General features: G+C 35.0%; 21 protein-coding genes and 1 pseudogene. 15 read left to right on the top strand and 7 right to left on the bottom strand.

From position 1 onward, the window contains the following. The 4 genes from QRY57_RS04815 to QRY57_RS04830 all read left to right on the top strand — a co-directional run bounded on the left by QRY57_RS04815 (position 1) and on the right by QRY57_RS04830 (position 3,010). Positions 1–129, top strand: a complete 129-nt coding sequence (locus tag QRY57_RS04815) for an NprX family peptide pheromone (RefSeq protein ID WP_090692926.1) — start codon at positions 1–3, stop codon at positions 127–129. 176 nt (positions 130–305) lie between these two features. Next, positions 306–2,006, top strand: a complete 1,701-nt coding sequence (locus tag QRY57_RS04820; protein WP_090692923.1) for a M4 family metallopeptidase — start codon at positions 306–308, stop codon at positions 2,004–2,006. Positions 2,007–2,166: 160 nt separating this feature from the next. Continuing rightward, on the top strand, positions 2,167–2,481 hold the full coding sequence (locus tag QRY57_RS04825; protein WP_016115627.1) for a PadR family transcriptional regulator: 315 nt from the start codon (positions 2,167–2,169) through the stop codon (positions 2,479–2,481). A gap of 1 nt (position 2,482) precedes the next feature. Beyond that, positions 2,483–3,010 (top strand): DUF2812 domain-containing protein, encoded by a 528-nt coding sequence (locus QRY57_RS04830; protein ID WP_286016782.1) that lies wholly within the window; start codon positions 2,483–2,485, stop codon positions 3,008–3,010. A 225-nt stretch (positions 3,011–3,235) separates the two neighbouring features. On the opposite strand, the gene QRY57_RS04835 is transcribed toward QRY57_RS04830, so the two are convergent. Then, the gene (locus tag QRY57_RS04835; RefSeq protein WP_286017805.1) at positions 3,236–3,784 is read right to left on the bottom strand and encodes a TVP38/TMEM64 family protein; all 549 of its coding nucleotides are present in this window, start codon (positions 3,782–3,784) and stop codon (positions 3,236–3,238) included. Between the two features lie 433 nt (positions 3,785–4,217). On the opposite strand from QRY57_RS04835, the gene QRY57_RS04840 reads away from it, so the two are divergent. Both QRY57_RS04840 and QRY57_RS04845 read left to right on the top strand, forming a co-directional pair. Beyond that, positions 4,218–4,736: an RNase A-like domain-containing lipoprotein gene (locus tag QRY57_RS04840; protein ID WP_026593930.1), complete on the top strand. Its 519-nt coding sequence runs from the start codon at positions 4,218–4,220 to the stop codon at positions 4,734–4,736. Between the two features lie 15 nt (positions 4,737–4,751). Further along, positions 4,752–5,024, top strand: a complete 273-nt coding sequence (locus tag QRY57_RS04845; RefSeq protein WP_208018400.1) for a hypothetical protein — start codon at positions 4,752–4,754, stop codon at positions 5,022–5,024. Between the two features lie 4 nt (positions 5,025–5,028). Here the strand turns inward: QRY57_RS04845 and QRY57_RS04850 are convergent, their stop codons facing one another. From QRY57_RS04850 to QRY57_RS04860, 3 genes are all read right to left on the bottom strand, one after another. Then, positions 5,029–6,282 carry a VanW family protein gene (locus QRY57_RS04850; protein ID WP_208018401.1) on the bottom strand — a complete coding sequence of 418 codons (1,254 nt, stop codon included), beginning with the start codon at positions 6,280–6,282 and terminating at the stop codon, positions 5,029–5,031. A 242-nt stretch (positions 6,283–6,524) separates the two neighbouring features. Then, on the bottom strand, positions 6,525–7,538 hold the full coding sequence (locus QRY57_RS04855; RefSeq protein ID WP_286016783.1) for an LCP family glycopolymer transferase: 1,014 nt from the start codon (positions 7,536–7,538) through the stop codon (positions 6,525–6,527). A 194-nt stretch (positions 7,539–7,732) separates the two neighbouring features. Next, entirely contained in the window at positions 7,733–8,911 is a 1,179-nt protein-coding gene (locus QRY57_RS04860; protein WP_286016784.1) for a NupC/NupG family nucleoside CNT transporter, read from the bottom strand. A gap of 91 nt (positions 8,912–9,002) precedes the next feature. On the opposite strand from QRY57_RS04860, the pseudogene gloA2 reads away from it, so the two are divergent. The 3 genes and pseudogenes from gloA2 (at position 9,003) to aspA (ending at position 12,486) form a co-directional block, all read left to right on the top strand. After that, a pseudogene (gene gloA2, locus QRY57_RS04865) lies at positions 9,003–9,388 on the top strand (SMU1112c/YaeR family gloxylase I-like metalloprotein). 161 nt (positions 9,389–9,549) lie between these two features. Continuing rightward, positions 9,550–10,866, top strand: coding sequence for a hemolysin family protein (locus QRY57_RS04870; protein WP_286016785.1), 1,317 nt, complete (start codon positions 9,550–9,552; stop codon positions 10,864–10,866). A gap of 186 nt (positions 10,867–11,052) precedes the next feature. After that, positions 11,053–12,486 carry an aspartate ammonia-lyase gene (gene aspA / locus QRY57_RS04875; protein ID WP_286016786.1) on the top strand — a complete coding sequence of 478 codons (1,434 nt, stop codon included), beginning with the start codon at positions 11,053–11,055 and terminating at the stop codon, positions 12,484–12,486. A gap of 113 nt (positions 12,487–12,599) precedes the next feature. Here aspA and QRY57_RS04880 read toward each other — a convergent pair whose 3' ends face one another. Then, on the bottom strand, positions 12,600–14,228 hold the full coding sequence (locus QRY57_RS04880; RefSeq protein ID WP_090692899.1) for a lactate permease LctP family transporter: 1,629 nt from the start codon (positions 14,226–14,228) through the stop codon (positions 12,600–12,602). A 406-nt stretch (positions 14,229–14,634) separates the two neighbouring features. On the opposite strand from QRY57_RS04880, the gene QRY57_RS04885 reads away from it, so the two are divergent. The 3 genes from QRY57_RS04885 (at position 14,635) to QRY57_RS04895 (ending at position 15,551) form a co-directional block, all read left to right on the top strand. Continuing rightward, positions 14,635–14,802 carry a hypothetical protein gene (locus QRY57_RS04885; protein WP_208018407.1) on the top strand — a complete coding sequence of 56 codons (168 nt, stop codon included), beginning with the start codon at positions 14,635–14,637 and terminating at the stop codon, positions 14,800–14,802. A gap of 165 nt (positions 14,803–14,967) precedes the next feature. Beyond that, positions 14,968–15,255, top strand: a complete 288-nt coding sequence (locus QRY57_RS04890) for an ArsR/SmtB family transcription factor (protein WP_026593921.1) — start codon at positions 14,968–14,970, stop codon at positions 15,253–15,255. 116 nt (positions 15,256–15,371) lie between these two features. Beyond that, positions 15,372–15,551 carry an acid-soluble spore protein H gene (locus QRY57_RS04895; RefSeq protein ID WP_026593920.1) on the top strand — a complete coding sequence of 60 codons (180 nt, stop codon included), beginning with the start codon at positions 15,372–15,374 and terminating at the stop codon, positions 15,549–15,551. Positions 15,552–15,580: 29 nt separating this feature from the next. On the opposite strand, the gene QRY57_RS04900 is transcribed toward QRY57_RS04895, so the two are convergent. Next, positions 15,581–16,972 carry a peptide MFS transporter gene (locus QRY57_RS04900; protein WP_286016787.1) on the bottom strand — a complete coding sequence of 464 codons (1,392 nt, stop codon included), beginning with the start codon at positions 16,970–16,972 and terminating at the stop codon, positions 15,581–15,583. A gap of 378 nt (positions 16,973–17,350) precedes the next feature. Beyond that, on the bottom strand, positions 17,351–18,316 hold the full coding sequence (locus QRY57_RS04905; protein WP_286016788.1) for an ABC transporter substrate-binding protein: 966 nt from the start codon (positions 18,314–18,316) through the stop codon (positions 17,351–17,353). A 173-nt stretch (positions 18,317–18,489) separates the two neighbouring features. Between QRY57_RS04905 and QRY57_RS04910 the strand changes: the two genes are divergently transcribed. The 3 genes from QRY57_RS04910 to QRY57_RS04920 are packed head-to-tail and all read left to right on the top strand — an operon-like array spanning position 18,490 to position 21,431. Then, positions 18,490–19,494 (top strand): FecCD family ABC transporter permease, encoded by a 1,005-nt coding sequence (locus QRY57_RS04910; protein ID WP_090692897.1) that lies wholly within the window; start codon positions 18,490–18,492, stop codon positions 19,492–19,494. Next, positions 19,491–20,549 carry a FecCD family ABC transporter permease gene (locus QRY57_RS04915; RefSeq protein ID WP_286016789.1) on the top strand — a complete coding sequence of 353 codons (1,059 nt, stop codon included), beginning with the start codon at positions 19,491–19,493 and terminating at the stop codon, positions 20,547–20,549. Before QRY57_RS04910 ends, QRY57_RS04915 begins: the two co-directional genes overlap by 4 nt. A gap of 54 nt (positions 20,550–20,603) precedes the next feature. Next, positions 20,604–21,431, top strand: coding sequence for an ABC transporter ATP-binding protein (locus QRY57_RS04920; protein WP_286016790.1), 828 nt, complete (start codon positions 20,604–20,606; stop codon positions 21,429–21,431). The last annotated feature ends 25 nt before the right edge of the window (positions 21,432–21,456 follow it).

Consider the following 21,456-nt stretch of genomic DNA (forward strand, 5'->3'; position numbering starts at 1 on the left):
ATGAAAAAAATATTAGCAGGAATTTTAGTGGTCGCAGTAGTATTTACCGTGGTAGGTGGTGTGCAATATACGAGTAAACCTGATACTTTTGGATTAGACTCTAATTTATCACAAACAGTAAATGTATAATAATAACCAAAAGGCCCTTTCCAAATTGGAAAGGGCCTTTTTCAATAATTGTTCCCCAAAATTCTACAAAACTTGAGAAAAGAATTTTTTGAATTTTTAGTATATAAATAGTGGAAACTAGATGATAATATAAAACTACTCTTTTTCAAAAAATTTTTTATTAGGGGGAAGGTTATATGAAAAAGAAGAGTTTAGCATTTGTATTAGCGGCAGGAATGGCAGTTACAACATTTGGAGGGACAAGCTCTGCGTTTGCAGATTCAAAGAACGTGCTCTCTACGAAAAAGTACAATGAAGCAGTGCAGTCACCTGAGTTTATCTCTGGAGATTTAACAGGAGCAACTGGAAAGAAAGCAGAATCTGTTGTGTTTGATTATTTAAATGCAGCAAAAAAGGAGTATAAGTTAGGAGAAAAGAGTGCAGAGGATTCTTTCAAAGTGAAACAAGTGAAAAAGGATTCTGTAACTGATGCAACAGTGGTACGTATGCAACAAGTATATGAAGGTACACCGGTATGGGGGTCTACCCAACTAGCGCATGTTAGTAAAGATGGTTCATTAAAAGTATTATCTGGAACAGTTGTACCGGATCTAGATAAAAAAGAAAAATTAAAAAATAAAAATAAGATTGAAGGTAAAAAAGCGATTGAAATCGCACAGCAAGATCTAGGGTTAACCCCTAAATATGAGGTAGAGCCATCAGCGGATTTATATGTATACCAAAACGGTGAGGATACAACTTATGCATATGTTGTGAAATTAAATTTCTTAGATCCGAAGCCAGGTAACTATTATTATTTCATTGAGGCAGATAGCGGTAAAGTGTTAAATAAATACAATACAATTGATCATGTAACAGATGAGAATAAATCGCCAGTTAAGCAAGAGGTTGCAAAACAAGATGCGAAAGCAGCTGCAAAACCTGTTACAGGAACAAATAAAGTTGGGACAGGTAAAGGTGTACTAGGAGATACAAAATCTATTAATACAACATTATCTGGATCTACTTATTATTTACAAGATAATACACGTGGAGCGCAGATTTTCACATATGATGCGAAGAATCGCACTACGTTACCAGGAACGTTGTGGGCAGATACAGATAACGTTTTCAATGCAAGCCGTGATGCGGCAGCGGTAGATGCTCATTATTATGCAGGAGTAACATATGATTATTATAAAAAGACGTTCAATCGTAATTCATTTAATGACGCTGGAGCACCGTTAAAATCAACGGTTCATTACAGTAGTGGATATAATAATGCATTCTGGAATGGCTCACAAATGGTATATGGAGACGGGGATGGCTATACATTTACTGCATTATCAGGTGGATTAGATGTAATTGGGCATGAGTTAACGCATGCGGTTACAGAATATAGCTCAAACCTGATTTATCAAAATGAGTCAGGAGCATTAAATGAAGCGATTTCTGATATTTTCGGTACTTTAGTAGAGTACAGTGATAATCGTAATCCAGATTGGGAAATTGGAGAGGATATTTATACGCCTGGTACATCGGGGGATGCACTTCGTTCTATGAGTGACCCAACAAAATATGGTGATCCAGACCATTATTCTAAGCGTTATACTGGTTCAAGTGATAATGGTGGCGTTCATACGAACAGCGGTATTATCAATAAAGCGGCTTACTTACTTGCAAATGGTGGTACGCATTATGGTGTAACAGTGAATGGTATTGGTAAAGATAAAGTAGGTGCAATTTATTATCGTGCAAATACACAATACCTCACTGAATCTACTACATTTAGTCAAGCTCGTGCTGGCTTAGTACAAGCTGCAGCTGATTTATATGGTGCAAGCTCTGCTGAAGTTACAGCAGTGAAGCAGTCATATGATGCAGTTGGTGTAAAATAGGTTCCACTCCTGTGGATTGTAAATAAAGTTTGATAAGGATTGCCCTTAAAGATGGAATGAAATTGAATATTCATTCCATCTTTTTATTGTTCATTATATCACTTTATGATATATTATCTTTAGATATATCATAAAGTGATATAATGAAGGTAGGGAGAAAATGAAATCATTAGAACAGTTAACCGATTCTGTGTTTTATATTATGGCAGGATTTACAAAACCAAGACATGGCTATGCAGTGATGAGCTTGATTGAAGAATTAACAAAGGGGAAAGTAGTAATTGGGCCTGCATCACTATATACAATTATTAAAAAGTTAATAACCGAATCCTACATTGAATTATTTGATGATTCAGACTCACGTAGAAAAGTATATGTTTTGACAGATAAAGGTAGGGAAGTGTTGGAACAGGATATTTTGAGACGTAAAACGATGCTTGATTTTGCTGAAAATGGATTAAAAGGGGAGAACTAAAATGGGGAAAACAAAATACATAATGTCAAATGGGATTGCTTTTTCAGAAGAACAAGATTTAAAAAAGCTAAGAAAGTATGCTGCAAAAGGATGGATTGTGAAACGCTTTAAACGAATGGGATATGAATTAGAAAAGGGCGTTGCTGAAGATACTATATTTAGTCTTGATATAAGACCATTAGCAGAAAACGAATTAGAAGAATATATTGAAGTGTTTGAATTGGCAGGTTGGGAATATGTTTGTTCGAGTTATTATGATGTGCACCTATTTAAGGCCAAACCTGGTACAAAACCAATTTATACAGATAAAGAAACAAAACAGGAGAAAATAAAAACACTTAGACAACCAGTTATGTCAGCAGTTGCAATTAGTATGGCTATGCTGATTGTAAGTTATTTCGTTCATTCGGTAAGTTCAGGGGTATTAAGTACAATATTTTCGATAGTTTTCTTATTTTCCCTTGTCATTACCATTCCAATGCTAATGACATTAATGGCAACCTACTACCATTCGTTTAGAACAAAATAGTATAGAAAGAGAATTTCTAAGCTTATAAAGAAGTGGTAGTTATTATAATTTATTTTCCTGTTAAAATAAGCAATCTTTTTATAAAATTTTTGAAAGATAAGTTATAAATCCCTTATGTTTTGATCAACCTTTGTTCAAAATATAAGGGATTTTTTTATGGTGAAATGAATGTTTTCAGCAACTCCCTTTGATAGAGAATAAAAAAGGAGCAATTGCTCCTTTTTTTTATTTTTTCTTCCACTTCTTCCATACATATAATACTCCGATACAACCAGCAATCGTTATAATCCACTTCGCTTCGCTTGTTCCGTTCATTACATGGTATGCAGAATACACTTCAATGAATAATGCTGGTACTTTTCCTATTGCACTTGCAATACTGAAAGAGAATAACGACATTTTTCCTAACGCAGCAAATAAGGTAATAATGCCAGATGGAATAAATGGGACAAGTCGGAATGATAGAACGAGAAAAAATGCTTCTTTACCTTGTACATAAAGAAGACGTTCTACTTTTGGATAGTTGTTTATTTTGTTATGGGCCAATTTTTGAAAACCTAGTCGATAGAAATAAAATGAAACAATTGCTCCCAATACTTCGCCTGCGATCGAAATTATTGTTCCGTCTGTTAAGCCAAAAAGCTGTATGTTGATTGCTGCTAAAAATATGCTTGGAATAAAGCCTGCCAAACTGATGATGATATTGAATAGAATACTAAGTGGAATTGCAATCGTGTAATGCTCTGTGAGTAAATTGTGAATCATTTCTTGCATATCGTTATAGTCCTTTGTCTTTTTTTGCATTACACCACATTTAATCAGTATAGGCAAGTGTAGATTTTAATAGAAAATATAAATTTTCATAATAAAAACCTAAAAATATACCCATTACAGGTATACGGTACGGAAGGTAGGGGGTATATTTTCGGTTATTTCTTAAATCAAGAGAAGGTAATTCCATACATGGATAGGAAGAAGCTGAGAAAGTTGTAAAATGTTTAAAAAAGATCGAGTATAGATTAGAAAAAAACATTTAAGAAAGTCGGTATTATGTGGACGGACTGATTCAACCCTTTTCTGTGCAAGTAATATGAAATAAATGAGTTTTTTCGTTGTTAAGCGACATGCAAATCATTGGTGTACGCTTTTTTTATATAAAATTGACTTTTTGTGAAGTTATAACGATAATCATGAAAGAGGTGATATGATGAAACGATTATGGAGTATTTTCTTAAGCGGCTTACTTGCGATGATACTTGTTTTAAGTGGTTGTGCAGGACAAGAACAGAAAAAAGAAAGTCCAAAAGGAAGCGATTCAGCATCAATAGGGAAAATTAATGATAATATTTTAGATGAAATGGAAGGACCGCCGAAAAATGGTCATACGATAGAACGTCATGTCGGAAAGACAGAAGATCAGCTAAAAGAACGATTACGTACAGATAAAGTATCGGCCGCCAGTACATACTACGATAAAGAGACGGCAACAAAAGCTGTTAAAGATAGTTTGAAGCAGCATGAGCAGGAAATTGAGAAGTGGTTAAAGAATTCCAAAGAAAATCGTCTTGTATTAAATACGAAGCATTCGTTCCCTGTTGGAAAAACGGTATTAAAGAAAGATATGAGTGTAAAAGATAAGCTTATGAATACAGTTACTGTTTTAGCAAGAGATAAATCAGGGTCATTAGGATTTAAAATCATTACTTCCTATCCATCAGACAAGTAAGAAAGGGAGAGTAGTATGTATCCAACACTTCAATATTTCTTAAAAACATATTGTACGTTAAGTGTGCATGAGGATGAGATAATCAATGTAATGACTGAGTTCTTAGAGGAAGAAGAGCAAGAAACGGTTGCTAAATTACAACATGAGCTATTACATATAAAGCAAGCGAAGGCATGGGAAGAAGGATGTTTATTAGCGGCTAAACAAGGAAACCGTATATGGTCGTTAGAAGAGGCAAGGGAACATATAGAGGCATTTATACGTTTACTGCAAAACAAAAAGGCGTGAATCATCACGCCTTTTTGTATACACTTTTTGAGATTTGGCCATTTGAGATCACTTGACCGTTTTGTGTTACTTTTTTATATGTAACAGCTGTAATTTTATTTCCAGTATCACTAATTACTTTTGATGAAACTTCTACGTCCTTACCAGTAGGTGTGCCGAAAATACGTGTAGTTATACTGCCACCATTAGAGAAGGCTTGAATGTAAATATATTTTCCCGTATTGTTTTGGAATTTTAGATCCGGTCCATAATCTGCTACAGCGGCATCTTGGCCAAGTGGTAAGTAATGAACAGGCATAGAGTGGTTACTACGAGCAACAACTCCTAAATCAGCACGTAATGCTGCACCATATAGCGTACTACTAACTTGACACACACCCCCACCAGCACTTTGGACAACTTTACCATTCAAATATACAGCAGCGGATTTATAGCCATGCGCAGCATCTGTAATACCGACGCGTTCATTGAAACTAAATGTTTCACCAGGTGCTACGAGTGCTCCACTTAAAGTATTAGCAGATTTGTTTACATTAAAGGATTGGCTCCCGTTTCGACCAGCCATAGGAGTAGAATATTCAGCGATCACTTGTGTAATACCCATGTTTTTTATATCTTCTGTAGATCGTTCGGGTTTTGTGGATGCAATTGGAAGTTGAATATCTTGTGTACCAGTAGTAATTGCTTTTGCTGTTAATTCTTTTAATTTTTCTTTATCAACTTTTTCGCCATTTTGACTTTGACTAATGTTTACTGTTGTTCCGGAAACACTTAATTCAGCGTTTACAGGTTCCTTTAATGTTTCGTTATATTTTTCTTTTATAAAAGCTTCATAAGCTGTTGAGTTCAGTTCTGGTGTTAGTTTATATTCACGTTTTAACTCGCCGTTTTCAGCTTGTTTTCGCATGTTATAGCGATTCATAACATTCCCTTTTTGCTCGTTAAAGATTTTTTCGAAAATGTCTTTTTCTTTATATTCAACACCTAAGTCTTTCCACGTATAAGTTTGTGTATTACTCGGTAATGCATAGTTAAGAGATTTTTTGTTTAATTCATCTACTTTTTGTTGAATAATTTCTTGCACGTCTTTTTTACTTTTACCATCAAGAGAAGTACCTTCAAATGTAGTGTGCGGTAATACGGTTGTATCGAGTTGTTTGTTTAACTTAGAAACGTATTGATAACCACCAATCCCACCTGCACATAGCAATATTCCACCTGCGACAGCAGAACCAATCAGTAAGTTACGTAGCTTCATTTACTTCCCCCCAAAAAGTTAATATATAAGGTTATATGTATTCGTTTTTTATGTATGAATGATAAAAATAGTATTATGTACTAGTATACTATTATTTTAATCGTCGGTGTAATGTTTTTATAAAAAACGTTACATTGTTGTAATAATTGTCTCTTTTTGTCATTATTTGCGTAAAAAAATGGAAGTATTTTGTTGGAAATTATAATAAAAAGGCTACTGGGAAAGTCCTAGCAGCCTTTTTATTATAATTTTTTATGTTCAGTTTTATTCGTAACACCGAGATGTTCTTTTAATGTTTTGGATATGTCCTGTACACTTTTTTCATCAGGAATGTAGTAGTAGATGCCGCCGATATATTTATCGCTACCTTTTACTTGGAGTTTATCCATCCTTAAGTTTGATCCCATAATGTTTGTCGTAATTGTCATCATGTCATCAAATGTTAAGTTTGTTTTTAAATCATGATCAACAGCATCTAATAAGCTGCCAATTTTATTAATAGAGTTTATAGATAGTGCTTTTTGAGCAATTGCTTCCAAAACAAGTTGTTGACGCTGACCACGCATATAATCACTATCAATGTGACGTGTTCTTGCTAAAGCAAGTGCTTCCTCGCCATTTAAATGTTGGCGTCCTTTTTTTAGGTGAATGGCACCAGGCTCATCCTTACTATTTTGTTCTGTAAACTCAACAGGAACGTCTACGTCGATGCCACCAAGAGAATCGACAATTTTTATAAATGATTTAAAATTAAATTTTACATAGTAGTCGACAGGAACATTTAAAAAGTGTTCGACTGTATTAATTGTACTATCTACGCCCCCAAATACGTGAGCATGTGTGATTTTATCTTGTTTATCACGTGAGTTAATATATACGCGAGAGTCACGGGGGATACTAACAAGTTTTACTGATTTATCATTTTTATTAATTGTAGCAAGCAATAATGCATCTGTACGTGTTGCTTTGCCGTAAGATTTTTCACGAAGGTCACTTTCATCTACTCCCATAATAAGGACAGAAACGTTGTCGGTCATCGGTTTAACAGCTTTATCTCGTTTATCAGATTTATCTCCTCTATCTAGTTCGGAATATGCATTATTTACAATTGATTTTGCTTTACTGTATATGTGGAAGAAATAGCTTCCACCCCCAATTGTTACAATGAGTAATGGAATGAGAACAAACCATAGTAGGCGTCTTTTCTTAAATCGCCTCTTTGAAGTTCTATTTTTGTTTTCTACATCTGAATTCATTCTTTAGTTCTCCTTCAAATCATTCAATTTGTATATTTTCTTATAATGTGTAAACGAGACACATAAAAGATATTGTACGCTAAATAGATATTGTTGTACATGTATAAAAAATAGATGTCTCGATTATTTATGAGACATCTAGCCGTATTGTATACAAAAAGGATGAATAAAAAAAAGGATAAAAATTTACCTTCTTATAGCATAATGCTTACCATAATTGCGGATAAAATGCTGACGAGTGTTGCGCCGTACAACAGTTTTAAACCGAAACGAGCAACGACATTCCCTTGTTTTTCATTTAATCCTTTAACGGCACCAGAAATAATTCCGATAGAAGAGAAGTTTGCAAAGGATACAAGGAAAACTGAAATAATACCTACTGTACGAGGAGAGAGACTGGTTGCAAGTTTGCTGAGATCCATCATGGCTACAAACTCATTCGTTACAAGCTTTGTAGCCATAATACTTCCTGCTGTGACAATTTCTTTACTTGGTACACCAATAAGAAAAGCGATAGGTGAGAAAACATAACCAAGTAACTGCTGAAATGTAATTCCAAAAATAAGATGGAATAAATCATTAATACAGCTAATTAAGGCAACAAATCCAATCAACATAGCGCCAACAACAACAGCAACGCGAAATCCATCTAGAATATATTCTCCGAGCATCTCAAAAAAGGTTTGCTTTTCGCCTTTAATTTCTAGAATGTCCTCTTCTTCTTTAACATCATACGGATTAATAATGAGTACGATAATAAAGCCACTAAATAAATTTAAGACAAGAGCGGTTACTACATATTTTGGCTCAATCATTGTCATGTAAGCACCGACAATTGACATCGATACGGTCGACATGGCAGAAGCGCAAAGTGTATACAAGCGATGTTTTGGAATTTGCGCAAGCTGTTTTTTTACGGTAATGAATACTTCTGATTGGCCTACAATAGCGGAGGCAACGGCGTTGTAAGATTCCAGTTTCCCGAGTCCGTTTATTTTGCTAAGGAAAAACCCAATCCAACGAATACAAAATGGCAATATTTTAAAGTGTTGCAAAATACCAATTAGGACAGAAATGAAGACAATTGGCAAGAGAACATTTAAGAAGAAAGGCATTTCGCCTTTATTCGCAATACCACCAAATACGAAATTCACCCCGGATGCAGCATAGTTCAATAACTTCGTAAATAAATTAGAAATCAAGGTTACAAGCACAAGTCCAATTTCTGTATTTAATAACAAATAAGTTAAAATCAACTGTATAATAAGCATGATGAAAATTGGTTTGAATTTAATATGCTTTTTATTATTACTTGCGATAAAGGCAAGAAAGAAAACAACGGCAAGGCCGAGAAAAAAAGTAACAAATTTCATAGTAAACCTCCTTATGAGATGTTCTGTTACATAGGTTTTTCATTTTGAGGGAGAATATGCATGTTTGATAACGAGAGGAATGGCGTAGAGCGTGGATATATCTAAAGTGCATCATATTGCAATTATCTGTTCTAACTATAAAATATCTAAAAATTTTATACCGAAATATTGGGATTTAAGGTGTTGAATGAAGTTTACAGGGAAGAAAGGGATTCCTATAAATTAGATTTATGTGTAGGAGGACAGTATCAAATTGAGTTATTTTCATTTTCAGATCCTCCTAAACGGAAAAGTTTTCCTGAAGCAGCTGGTCTTAGACACTTAGCATTTGCAGTTACAGATATACAAGAAGCTGTCCAGCATCTAAAGCGATGCGGAATAAAAACAGAGCCAATACGTGTGGATGAAATAACAGGGAAACAGTTTGTGTTTTTTCAAGATCCAGATGATTTACCATTGGAGTTATATGAGGATTGAAAATTGGGGAAATTTATATAGGTTTGCTTTTTAACAAATGAAGAGAATAAGAACAAAGTGAAACTTCCATTCGTTTTTTATTCAATCATTTGTTTTGATTGTGAAAAAACTTCTTTTAAAAAGGAGGTGTAACTTTAGCTAAGAAAAGCTAAAGGTGTTCTTTGGAAATTACTAAATTAATCATGGTTGTTATTCTTATTGCATTAACTGGTTTTTTTGTGGCAGTTGAATTTGCAATTATAAAAGTACGCAGTAGTCGCGTGGATCAGCTTGTAGGAGAAAAAAAACGAGGGGCATTAGCAGCTAAGAAAGTGATTTCAAATTTAGACGAATATTTATCTGCATGTCAGCTTGGAATTACAATTACAGCTTTAGGACTAGGGTGGTTAGGCGAACCGACGATAAAGCATTTATTGGAACCGTTATTTTTAAAGATGGAACTTTCACCTGCGATTGCAAGTACAGTTTCGTTTATTATTGCCTTTGCTGTTATTACATTTTCGCATGTCGTGATTGGAGAGTTGGCCCCGAAAACACTTGCCATTCAAAAAGCGGAACAAGTAAGTTTGTTACTATCTCAGCCGCTTATTTATTTTTATCGTATTATGTATCCGTTTATTTGGGCTCTCAATAGTTCAGCTCGCCTCGTGACTGGTATATTTGGATTGCATCCTGCTTCTGAGCATGAAGTTGCACATTCAGAAGAGGAGTTAAGACTTATTTTATCGGAGAGTTATGAAAGCGGAGAAATTAATCAAGCGGAATTTAAGTATGTAAATAATATTTTTGAATTTGATAATCGGTTAGCAAAAGAAATTATGGTTCCGCGTACTGAAATAGTCGGTTTATATGAAGATGAACCGTTTGAGACACATATTAAAGTGATTGGACAAGAAAAGTATACAAGGTATCCTGTATTTGGAGAAGATAAAGATGAAATTATTGGGATGGTCAATGTAAAAGACTTATTTATTCATTATATGGATGGTGAACAAGAGGAAGACCGCTCCATTACTTCGTATACAAGACCTGTTATTGAAGTGCTAGAAAACATTCCAATTCATGATTTGTTATTGCAAATGCAAAAAAAACGAATACCGCTTGCAATTTTATATGATGAATATGGAGGAACAGCAGGAATTGTGACACTTGAAGATATTTTGGAGGAAATAGTCGGTGAGATTCGAGATGAATATGATGAAGATGAACATCCGCCTGTCGAACATATAAGCGAAACATATAAAATTATTGATGGAAAAGTACTCATTAGTGAAGTGAATGATTTGCTTGGTTTACATCTAGTTGCTGATGATGTAGATACGATTGGGGGGTGGATCATGATGCAAAAACAAACAATCACTGAAGGTGATATCATGGAGACAAATGGATGGGTTTTCAAAGTTCTTGAAAAAGATATGCATCAAATTAAACGAGTGGAAATAAAGAAAATTGGGGGAGAAGATACAGCAATAGCGTAATCTTTATACACCAGAAAGAAGTATGAGTGCGGAATCGATTTTGCAGAAAAATGGTATTGTTTGCGCTTTCAAAAAAGGTGAGATATAGTGGAGAAAGATATGGAAATATATCTCTTACAAAAATCATATTTTCATAGAAAATATTTCTAAGTCATCGATTAGAATGAAAAGTATAGGTGATAAAAAATGATAGTAACGAAAGATATACGTATTGAAAAAGACTTTCTGGGGGAAAAGGAAGTACCAAGTGCAGCTTATTATGGTGTTCAAACATTAAGAGCTGTAGAAAATTTTCCGATCACAGGATATCGTATTCATACGTCATTAATTACAGCAATGGCAATGGTCAAAAAAGCGGCAGCGCTTGCAAATATGGAGACAGGTTATTTGCAAGAAAATATTGGGGAAGAAATTGCAAAATCAGCTCAAGAAATTATTGATGGGAAGTTTCATGAGCAATTTATTGTAGATCCGATTCAAGGCGGGGCAGGAACTTCTATTAATATGAATACAAATGAGGTTATTGCAAACCGTGCACTTGAGAGAATGGGTTATGAAAAAGGGAACTATGCAGCCATTAGTCCAAATACACATGTGAACATGGCACAATCAACAAATGATGCGTTCCCAACAGGAATTCATATTGCAGTGCTTATGATGCTAGAAGAACTCCTTATTACCATGGATGCATTGCACAGTGCATTTACTGATAAAGCAAAAGAATTTGATCATGTGATAAAAATGGGACGTACGCATTTGCAGGATGCAGTTCCAATTCGTCTTGGACAAGAGTTTGAAGCATATAGCCGAGTGCTTGGGCGCGATATAAAACGCATTAGGCAGTCTCGTCAACATTTGTATGAAGTGAATATGGGCGCAACGGCTGTTGGAACAGGATTAAATGCAAATCCAATTTATATCGAACAAGTTGTAAAGCATTTACGCAATATTAGTGGATTTCCACTTATTGGTGCGGAGCATTTAGTGGATGCAACGCAAAATACAGATGCGTATACGGAAGTATCAGCCGCACTAAAAGTATGTATGATGAATATGTCTAAAATTGCTAATGACTTGCGTATTATGGCATCTGGTCCACGTGTCGGGTTAGCTGAAATTCAATTACCAGCTCGTCAACCAGGATCATCTATTATGCCAGGAAAAGTGAATCCAGTTATGGCAGAAGTGATTAATCAAGTAGCCTTCCAAGTTATTGGAAACGATCATACAATATGTTTAGCATCAGAGGCAGGACAATTAGAATTAAATGTAATGGAGCCGGTGTTAGTATTTAATTTAATTCAATCTATTAGTATTATGAATAATGCATTCCGCGTATTCCGTGAATATTGTATTAAAGGTATTACTGCAAATGAAAAATTGTTAAAACAATATGTTGAGAAAAGCGTTGGAATTATTACAGCGGTGAATCCTCATATTGGGTATGAGACGGCGTCTCGTATTGCTCGGGGGGCAATTGAAACAGGGAAATCTGTTCGTGAGCTTTGCTTAGAACATGGTGTGTTAACAGAAGAAGAGCTCGATATTATTTTGGATCCATATGAAATGACGCATCCAGAGATAGCTGGGGCATCGTTATTAAAAAATAAAAAATCCTGATACGTGTGTATCGGGATTTTTTATACAAAAGTATAAGGTATTCTCACCCGTGTTCGTGATGTGAAAAAGAAGGAAATAAAAAACGATCCCTATATAGGGATCGTTTTCATCTTTTAAAAGATATTAAATATAGAGTTAAGTTGAAGTAAGCTAATTACAAGTAAGAAAATTAAACTATATTTCATCGCTGTTTTAAATAGAGCAGATTCTTTACCAACTAGTCCAACTGCTGCACAAGCAACTGCTACAGATTGTGGTGAAACCATTTTTGCCATTGTACCGCCGACTACATTTAGTGCAACGAGTGTAGATGGTACGATATCTAATTGTGCTGCAGTTACTGCTTGAAGCGGTGCGAATAAAGAACCACTTGATACTACTGAACCAGTTAAGAATACGCCGATCCAACCTAAGATTGGAGATAAGATTGGGAAGGCATCGCCTGTAGATGATAAAGCTAGTCCAAGAGTAGAAGACATACCAGAATAGTTTGTTACATATGCTAATGCAATTACACTACAAATTGTATAAATCGGAGCCTTCAGTTCTTTTAATGTTTCAATAGTTAATTCTTTAACCAATTGCCCTTTTGCACGATATACAAGTAAAGATACGATGATTGCCAATACAATTGCAGTAGTTGTAGATGAAAATACATCTAGTTTGAAGATTGCTGCAAATGGTGTATCTGCACTTACAATTGGTGTTGTTTTAATAACGTGATTGTGTAAGCCAGGAATTTGGATGTTCCATACTAAGCTTCCTAATGCACCATCTGGAGCGAATAAACCTTTAATTGCTTTTAAATTGAAAATTGTTACGAATGCAGTTAAGAAAGCAAATGGTGACCAAGCATATAAAATTTGTTTCATTGTGTAACTATGTTTTTCCGCCTGCCCAGCTTCAGCTTGAGATTGAGCTGAAGATTTTGGCTGCCATACACGTAAGAATAAAGCTAATGAAACCATGCTGACAACAGCAGCAAAGATATCAGTTAGTTCTGCACCAAGGAAGTATGTTACAAGGAATTGTGTAATGGCAAAGGAACCACCACTTACAAGGATACCTTGCCAAGTTTCTTTAATTCCCTTAAAACCGTCTACCATTGCAACAAGTAAAAATGGTAGTACAAAGCTAATGAAAGGTAATAATGTTACAGTTTGACGCCCAACAATTAATGGGTCTATTTGAGTTAATTGAGCAGGGACTGTAACTGGAATACCCATTGCTCCCATTGCTCCACCAGCAATATTTGCAACTAAACAAATACCTGCTGCTTTTAATGGATTAAAGCCCATACCTACAAGTAATGCTGCTGTAATTGCAACCGGTACACCAAAGCCAGCTGCACCTTCTAAGAAGGCACCGAAAGAATAAGCAATTAATAACACTTGAAGACGACGATCGTTTGTAATACTGGAAATGCTGTCACGAATAACATTAAATTGCTCAGTTTTTACAGTTAATTTGTAAAGGAAGATTGCTGCAATAACAATTGTACAAATTGGATAAAATCCAGCTGCTACACCAAATGCAGCTGATGATACTGCCATAGTTGCTGGCATTTTGAAAACAAAAATAGAAAGAATAATTGCTAAAATCACACTATAAAGTCCTGATAAATATCCTTTGATCTTAAATACTGTTAAACAAAGGACGAAGAATAAGATTGGAAGAGCAGCAACGATTGCTGATAACCAAATGTTGTTTAACGGGTCATAAATTTGTGTCCAAGTACTCATAATAATGACAACTCCTATCTATAATATGTGAAGGTATTCACATTAATTTGTGAAATGATTCACAATCAACTTACATGCTAAGTATATTCTTGTTCAACACTATTGTCAACGTGAAAAAGTATATTTATTCCATAATAGTATTAACTGTAAAAATTCCGCTACATTTTGTTCATAAACTAGACAAAAAGAGAAATCGTGTGTACGAAAGTACACGATTTCCGGTTTATCAAGAATGAAGGAGGAATGCTTAGAATTTGATATGTCACATCTTTATATTTAATAGAACAGTCTGGGGTTGTATAACCTAAGTACAATACGAATTAAATTTATTATGAACCACTTTTTCATTTTGCATTCTTTTCCTTATCAAAACTTTACTTTTTTATGGTAGCAAAGGGAGAGATAAATGACTAAAAAGATTGCAAGGATGTATCATTTGAGAAAAGTATTTTACAATACCATTACAATGATTATTTTAAGGAAGGAATATAACAAAAAGGTTGATAAAACAGCTTTTAGAAGCAAAGTATTCCTATCTGTATTTTTTGCTTTTTCACTAAAGCGTGTAGTATAATATTCAAAATCAGCAGGGGTTATTGCTCTTAATGGTATGTTGATAAAAGGAGGAAATAATTTTTTTATTTTGGGTTGATAAAGTTGTGTCGTAACAGGAAATATAAAAACAAATATATAAAAATAAATAAAGAGAAAATAAAAATGAAAAAATGAGGGGAACTTTATGAATCAAAATCAATTTGATTGTCGTATTTCAGAAGAGGATGTACAAATGCTACGAGCGTTAGCTCACCCGCTTCGACTCCGCCTTGTAATGGAGCTTATGGAACGCGGTACTTGTAACGTAACACAATTGCAGGAAGTTTTAGAAATTCCGCAATCTACTGTTTCACAACATTTAACGAAATTAAAACAGAATAAAGTTGTTCGTTTTGAAAGACGTGGCTTAGAAGTATATTATCAAGTGCATAATGAGAAAGTAAGTGAAGTTGTAAAGACATTATTTTTGTAAAATTTTAATATTATGGAAAAAGGCGTATAGAAATATACGTCTTTTTCTTATGGAATATAGTTCAAAGAAATATGAAAAGATAAAAAGAGTGTTATAAATGGAAGGAGAGATACTGAATGGATGTAAAGCGTGTAAAACAAATTTTGTCATCTTCAAGTAGAATTGATGTAACTTACCATGGTGTACCGGTTTGGATTGAAAGTTGTGATGAGGGACGTGGAATCGCAAATGTACATGATGTGAAGACACCGCATGAGACGGTACAAGTAGATGTGACAGCATTAGAAGAGGAATAAAAAAAGGCGGAGAATTCTCTCCGCTTTTTTTATTCCATCATATGTGCAATTTTTTTAGAGAACATAAGAAGTACTAAGCCTAGTACGATTACGATAATACCGATACTTGCGAATACTTCTAAGTATCCTAAAGATTGTGTGAAGGAAGCTAATTTACCAGCTAGCCAGTTTGCGCATCCGGTACCAGCCATCCACACACCCATTAATAAAGAAGCTAACTTTATAGGTGCAATTGCACTTACCATTGATAGACCGATTGGTGATAAGAATAATTCACCAATTGTATGGAACAGGTATGTGAAAACGATGAATAATAAATTTGCTTTAGTAGCAATGTGTGCTTCGTCGCTACCAGTTTTCAGAACAGCTAATGTTAAAACAAGGTAACCGATACCTAATAAAATCATACCAAGTGCCATTTTTGTTGGAACTTTTAAGTCACCACGTTTTGTTTTAGAAAGCTTTATCCATAACATAGAAACAAATGGTGCTAATAAAACGATAAATGCTGGGTTAACAGATTGGAACCAAGATGTTGGAACTTCCCATCCGAAAATTGTGCGATCAACAAAAGTGTTTGTATACAGTGTTAAAGAACTACCGGCTTGTTCAAAACCTGCCCAGAAGAAAACAACGAAGCAAGTTAAAATGATGATTGCCCAAGTACGATTCTTTTCTTGTTTTGTTAAAGGTTTTTTCTCAATAACTTTTGCGTTTGTATCTTTTGATTTTTTACCTACAACTGTTGTTCCTGCTTTACCAAGGTAACGTGGAGCTAATAGGTTAAAGAAAATCTGACCGATAATCATACCGATACAAGCAGCCAAGAATCCATATTTATAACCCATAACCATAACGCCATCAGCACTTGTTTTAAAGAAGTCTTCAGCTAGGAAACCACAAATTAGTGGTGCGAAGAAAGCGCCGACGTTGATACCCATGTAAAAGATTGTAAAAGCACTGTCACGACGTGAATCATTTTCACCGTACAGTTCACCTAACAATGTAGAAATATTCGGTTTAAAGAATCCATTACCAATAACTAGTAAGCCTAATCCTAAAAAGAGTCCAGTTTTTGTATTCATCGAGAATAGTACGAAGTTACCAAGTGCCATGATAATACCACCAAGAGTGATTGCATGGCGTTTTGTTATGAAGTGGTCAGTTAACCAACCACCAATAATTGGTGTGAAATATACAAGCATTGTAAATGTACCATAAATTTGTACAGCTACTGCTTTATCAAATCCTAAACCGCCACTAATAGCAGCTGTTGTTAAATAAAGAACTAAAAGACCACGCATTCCGTAATAACTAAATCTTTCCCACATTTCTGTTAAGAACAACAAGTATAATCCAGGTGGATGTTTTTTTGGTGATTGTTGCTCTCCAGCTTTTTCTACTTTTAAAGCTGCATCCATATTGTTTCCCCCTAATCCTGTATAACGGATATTTATGTAATCATTTTAATTTACAAAATATTTAGAAGTCAATAGAATTATATGGAAATAGAAAGAAAATTTATTTAATAATCTATTGAAGCCTCAACCGTTACTGTATTTTTCCCTGAAAACTAGATAATAAGCGTTTTCAAATGTAGTATTTGAATTCCAAAAGAAAATAAAATAATGATTAATCAGAAAATTTAGATTAAAATAACTCTTCTGATATAGAGAAAATATATTTTATTTACTATTACAATATAACATATTGAGAATAAAAATACAAAATGAAATAATGTGACACTTCAATGAAATTAAAAAACAGCTCCCAAGAAGGGGAGCTGCTTTAGAAGAATATTATTTTACAAATCGTTTTTCAATATCATCTAGCATTAAGTTTGCTGCCATTACACCGCCAGCTGTATTCCAAATGACATCGTCAACTTTATATACTTTCCCATTTTTAGAAGCATTTAAGTTTTTGAATAGAGGATCATTGATATATTCTTTCTCTAATTCAGAACCTTTTTTCTCATTACCTTTATCATATGTGAAGTAGAAGATGATATCACCATCCATTGCAGGGATGCGCTCTTTAGATACATTGCGTTCTGCAAAGTCATTTTTGTTTTGATCACCAGGACGTTTGAAACCAAGTTCTTTTAAAATAACACCAGAGAATGTATCTCCGTGATAAATACGAACATCACCAGGCATAAAGCGCACCATAGAAATTTCTTGATTTACTTTATCACCAAGTTTGCCTTTTAAGTCTTTGATACGTTTGTCGTAATCAGCTAATACTTTTTGACCTTCTTTTTCTTTATTTACTGCTTTTGCATAAAATTTAAAGTTATCTTTCCATTCACCGCGTAGTGTTTCTGAGAAAACAGTAGGAGCAATGCCTTTTAATTGCTCGTATATTTTTTCGTGACGCAGTTTGTTACCAATGATTAAGTCGGGTTTTAAAGAAGCAATTGCTTCTACATTGGGTTGAAGCTCGGTACCGACAGTTTTTACATCTTTCAGTTTATCTTTCGTATGTGGATACCATGGGTTACCGGTAGGTGATTCAGCAGCACCGACTGGTGTTATACCAAGGGTAAGTAAAGCTTCGGTTCCTTCATTTGTTAAAATAACGATACGCTTTGGATTAGCAGGAACTTCTGTTTTACCCATTGCATGTTCTATAGTAATCATTTCTTTCTTTTCTTCTTTTTTAGGCTCAGCCTTGTTATCAGATTTCCCACATGCCCCTAAAAGGAGTGAAAATGATAACACGAATACAAATAATACAAATGATTTTTGTTTGATGAAATTCATTATGTATCCCCCTAAATATTGAGAATAATTTTCATTAGCAAGCTTGATGTTAATGGTTTATAAATAGATTGTCAATAGATTTAATTGAAAATAATTATTACTATCATTGACAATGCGAATTAAGTTACAATAGACTAACAACGTATCATTATACATTGAAGGAGAAACGCTGCATGTTATTAAAAACAAATCAAGCAAAATGGGTTGGATTATTTGTTGGAATCATTGGAGTTATTGCTTGTATTTGGGGAAGTATTATTTTTGGATATACAAATACAAGTGGGAAATTAGCACTTGATGCTTTTTTTCATTTTAATGGTTCGAATGAACATATTATTATTCAAAATGTACGTCTTCCAAGGGCGTTAATTGCTGCTAGTGTTGGTGCTAGTTTAGCTATCGCTGGTTGCTTAATGCAAACTTTAACTAAGAATCCACTTGCTGCTCCAGATTTTATTGGATTAAACTCAGGTGCTGCCTTTTTCATTGTTGTAGCAATTGTTGTTTTTTCGATAACATCTTTGTCAGCGTTTACCTGGATCGCCTTTTTAGGTACAGCGGTTGCTGCTGCACTTGTATTCGCATCTAGTTCCTTAGGGAAAGAAGGGACAACCCCACTTAAGTTGACTTTGGCAGGGGTAGCAATTAGTGCTTTATTCTCGTCTTTAACACAAGGTTTGCTCGTATTAAACGAGCAAGCATTAGAAGAAGTACTATTTTGGTTAGCTGGTTCTGTACAAGGGAGAAAGTTAGAAATATTACAGTCTGTATTTCCTTATTTATTAATAGGATGGATCGCTTCTCTGCTAATGGCAGGAAAAGTAAATACATTAATGATGGGAGAAGATGTTGCGAAAGGATTGGGGCAACGAACTGTTTGGATGAAATCATTGGTACTACTCATTATTGTTTTACTGTCTGGCGGCTCAGTTGCTGTTGCAGGTCCAATTGGCTTTATTGGAATTATTATCCCTCATTTTGCAAGAGCTCTTGTCGGTGTAGATCATCGTTGGAGAGTTCCATATAGTGGGTTGTTAGGGGCCATTTTGTTATTACTTGCAGATATTGCTGCAAGATATGTCATTATGCCACAAGAAGTTCCAGTAGGGGTTATGACAGCATTTATTGGTGCACCATTCTTTATTTATATTGCACGTAAGAGAGGGCTTAGCAAATGAAGAAGTATATTCCGTTTCGTATAGGAAAAGACGGCCTCTCGTTTTTAATGTATAAACGAGTTTTTCTCGTCTTGTCAGGTTTATTAATTGTTTTAATGGGATTATTTTTTGCAAGCGCGGGTATGGGGGAGATGAAAATAGCCCCATATGATGTATGGCAAGCAATTACCGGGAACGGTGATGCAATGTCTAATATGGTCGTAAATAAGTTCCGTATGCCGCGTATTTTAATTGCAATTCTTGTAGGAATAGCTCTTGCTGTAGCTGGTTGTATTTTACAAGGGCTCGTTCGAAATCCACTTGCGTCTCCTGATATTATTGGGATTACGGGCGGGGCAAGTGTAGCAGTTGTCCTATTTCTTGCTTTATTTAGTGATAAAAATAATGCATTAACGGTAAGTATTCATTATATGCCACTGGCAGCCTTTATTGGGGCAACCATCGTTGCACTTTGTGTATATTTATTTGCATGGAGAAATGATGGGTTGTCGCCAATTAGCCTCGTTTTAATTGGTGTTGGATTTTGGGCATTAACGAAGGCAGCTACGACTTTATTTATGTTGTTAGCACCTATTTATCAAGCGAGTCAAGCCAACGTGTGGATTACTGGTACTGTTTACGGTTCATCATGGCAAAATGTAGGGGTGCTAGCACCTTGGGTTCTTATTTTAACAGTGATTGTATTTATATCGGCGAGACATTTAAATGCCCAAGAACTTGGTGATGATATCGCGACTGGACTTGGTATTCGTTTAACGAAATCAAGATTCTTCCTTTTGCTCCTTAGTACAGCGTTAATTGGAGGAGCGGTTGCTTTTGCTGGTGGGATTGGCTTTGTCGGTTTAATGGCACCCCATATTTCAAGAAGATTAGTTGGTTCTTTATATGGTGCGTTACTTCCCGTAGCAGCTATTGTAGGTGCTATTTTAGTACTTGCTGCCGATTTAATTGGCCGTACAGTTTTTGCCCCGCTTGAAATTCCAGCGGGTGTATTTACATCAGCAATTGGTGCTCCGTATTTTATTTATTTACTTTATAAAAGTCGAAATTCATAAAGGTAAAAAGTACATAGATGGCTTTCTATCTATTAAAAAACGGAGTAAAGGGAGATGAACATGCAAAAAGCATTAGAGACGAAATCGTTAACATTGTCTTATGGTGAAACAATTATTATTAATGAATTAAATTTAGAGATCCCAAAAGGGAAAATTACGATTTTTATCGGTTCTAACGGCTGTGGGAAATCAACTTTATTACGCTCGCTTGCTCGTTTATTAAAACCGACATCCGGCGATATTTTATTAGAGGATAATGCGATTCAAAATATGCAAACAAAGCAAATTGCTCGCCAAATGGCAATTTTACCACAAGGGCCTCAAGCTCCAGAAGGACTTACTGTACTGCAACTTGTGAAACAAGGGCGTTATCCATATCAAACATGGCTCAAGCAATGGTCAGAAAAAGATGAAGAAATGGTACAAAAAGCACTTGCAGCAACAGGTATGACTGAATTTGCTGAGCGTGATGTTCACGCACTTTCAGGTGGACAACGTCAGCGCGCTTGGATTGCAATGACACTTGCACAAGATACAGATATTATTCTGTTAGATGAGCCAACAACATACTTGGATATGACACACCAAATTGAAGTGTTAGATTTATTATTTGAATTAAATGAAACAGAGCAAAGAACAATTGTTATGGTACTACATGATTTAAACTTAGCATGTCGCTATGCTGATAATATTGTAGCCATTCAAGACAAACAAATTTATGCACAAGGCAAACCAGAAGAAATTGTCGATTGTAAGCTAGTTCGTGATGTATTCCGTATGGATTGTCAAATTACAATAGATCCTTTATTTGGAACACCACTATGTATTCCACAGGGAAGAGGAAGATGTTTGCTTCCGCAGAAAGGGCGAGTGGTGAAATAAAAAAGCGATGAAAATTCATCGCTTT

Source organism: Bacillus arachidis, from assembly GCF_030285945.1.
Lineage (GTDB): Bacteria > Bacillota > Bacilli > Bacillales > Bacillaceae_G > Bacillus_A > Bacillus_A arachidis.

Bases quoted from the DNA above. Each gene is read 5' to 3' on its own strand.
- QRY57_RS04815 (WP_090692926.1), top strand. From the start codon at position 1: ATGAAAAAAATATTAGCAGGAATTTTAGTGGTCGCAGTAGTATTTACC.
- QRY57_RS04820 (WP_090692923.1), top strand. From the start codon at position 306: ATGAAAAAGAAGAGTTTAGCATTTGTATTAGCGGCAGGAATGGCAGTT.
- QRY57_RS04825 (WP_016115627.1), top strand. From the start codon at position 2,167: ATGAAATCATTAGAACAGTTAACCGATTCTGTGTTTTATATTATGGCA.
- QRY57_RS04830 (WP_286016782.1), top strand. From the start codon at position 2,483: ATGGGGAAAACAAAATACATAATGTCAAATGGGATTGCTTTTTCAGAA.
- QRY57_RS04835 (WP_286017805.1), bottom strand. From the start codon at position 3,784: ATGCAAGAAATGATTCACAATTTACTCACAGAGCATTACACGATTGCA.
- QRY57_RS04840 (WP_026593930.1), top strand. From the start codon at position 4,218: ATGAAACGATTATGGAGTATTTTCTTAAGCGGCTTACTTGCGATGATA.
- QRY57_RS04845 (WP_208018400.1), top strand. From the start codon at position 4,752: ATGTATCCAACACTTCAATATTTCTTAAAAACATATTGTACGTTAAGT.
- QRY57_RS04850 (WP_208018401.1), bottom strand. From the start codon at position 6,282: ATGAAGCTACGTAACTTACTGATTGGTTCTGCTGTCGCAGGTGGAATA.
- QRY57_RS04855 (WP_286016783.1), bottom strand. From the start codon at position 7,538: ATGAATTCAGATGTAGAAAACAAAAATAGAACTTCAAAGAGGCGATTT.
- QRY57_RS04860 (WP_286016784.1), bottom strand. From the start codon at position 8,911: ATGAAATTTGTTACTTTTTTTCTCGGCCTTGCCGTTGTTTTCTTTCTT.
- aspA (WP_286016786.1), top strand. From the start codon at position 11,053: ATGATAGTAACGAAAGATATACGTATTGAAAAAGACTTTCTGGGGGAA.
- QRY57_RS04880 (WP_090692899.1), bottom strand. From the start codon at position 14,228: ATGAGTACTTGGACACAAATTTATGACCCGTTAAACAACATTTGGTTA.
- QRY57_RS04885 (WP_208018407.1), top strand. From the start codon at position 14,635: ATGACTAAAAAGATTGCAAGGATGTATCATTTGAGAAAAGTATTTTAC.
- QRY57_RS04890 (WP_026593921.1), top strand. From the start codon at position 14,968: ATGAATCAAAATCAATTTGATTGTCGTATTTCAGAAGAGGATGTACAA.
- QRY57_RS04895 (WP_026593920.1), top strand. From the start codon at position 15,372: ATGGATGTAAAGCGTGTAAAACAAATTTTGTCATCTTCAAGTAGAATT.
- QRY57_RS04900 (WP_286016787.1), bottom strand. From the start codon at position 16,972: ATGGATGCAGCTTTAAAAGTAGAAAAAGCTGGAGAGCAACAATCACCA.
- QRY57_RS04905 (WP_286016788.1), bottom strand. From the start codon at position 18,316: ATGAATTTCATCAAACAAAAATCATTTGTATTATTTGTATTCGTGTTA.
- QRY57_RS04910 (WP_090692897.1), top strand. From the start codon at position 18,490: ATGTTATTAAAAACAAATCAAGCAAAATGGGTTGGATTATTTGTTGGA.
- QRY57_RS04915 (WP_286016789.1), top strand. From the start codon at position 19,491: ATGAAGAAGTATATTCCGTTTCGTATAGGAAAAGACGGCCTCTCGTTT.
- QRY57_RS04920 (WP_286016790.1), top strand. From the start codon at position 20,604: ATGAACATGCAAAAAGCATTAGAGACGAAATCGTTAACATTGTCTTAT.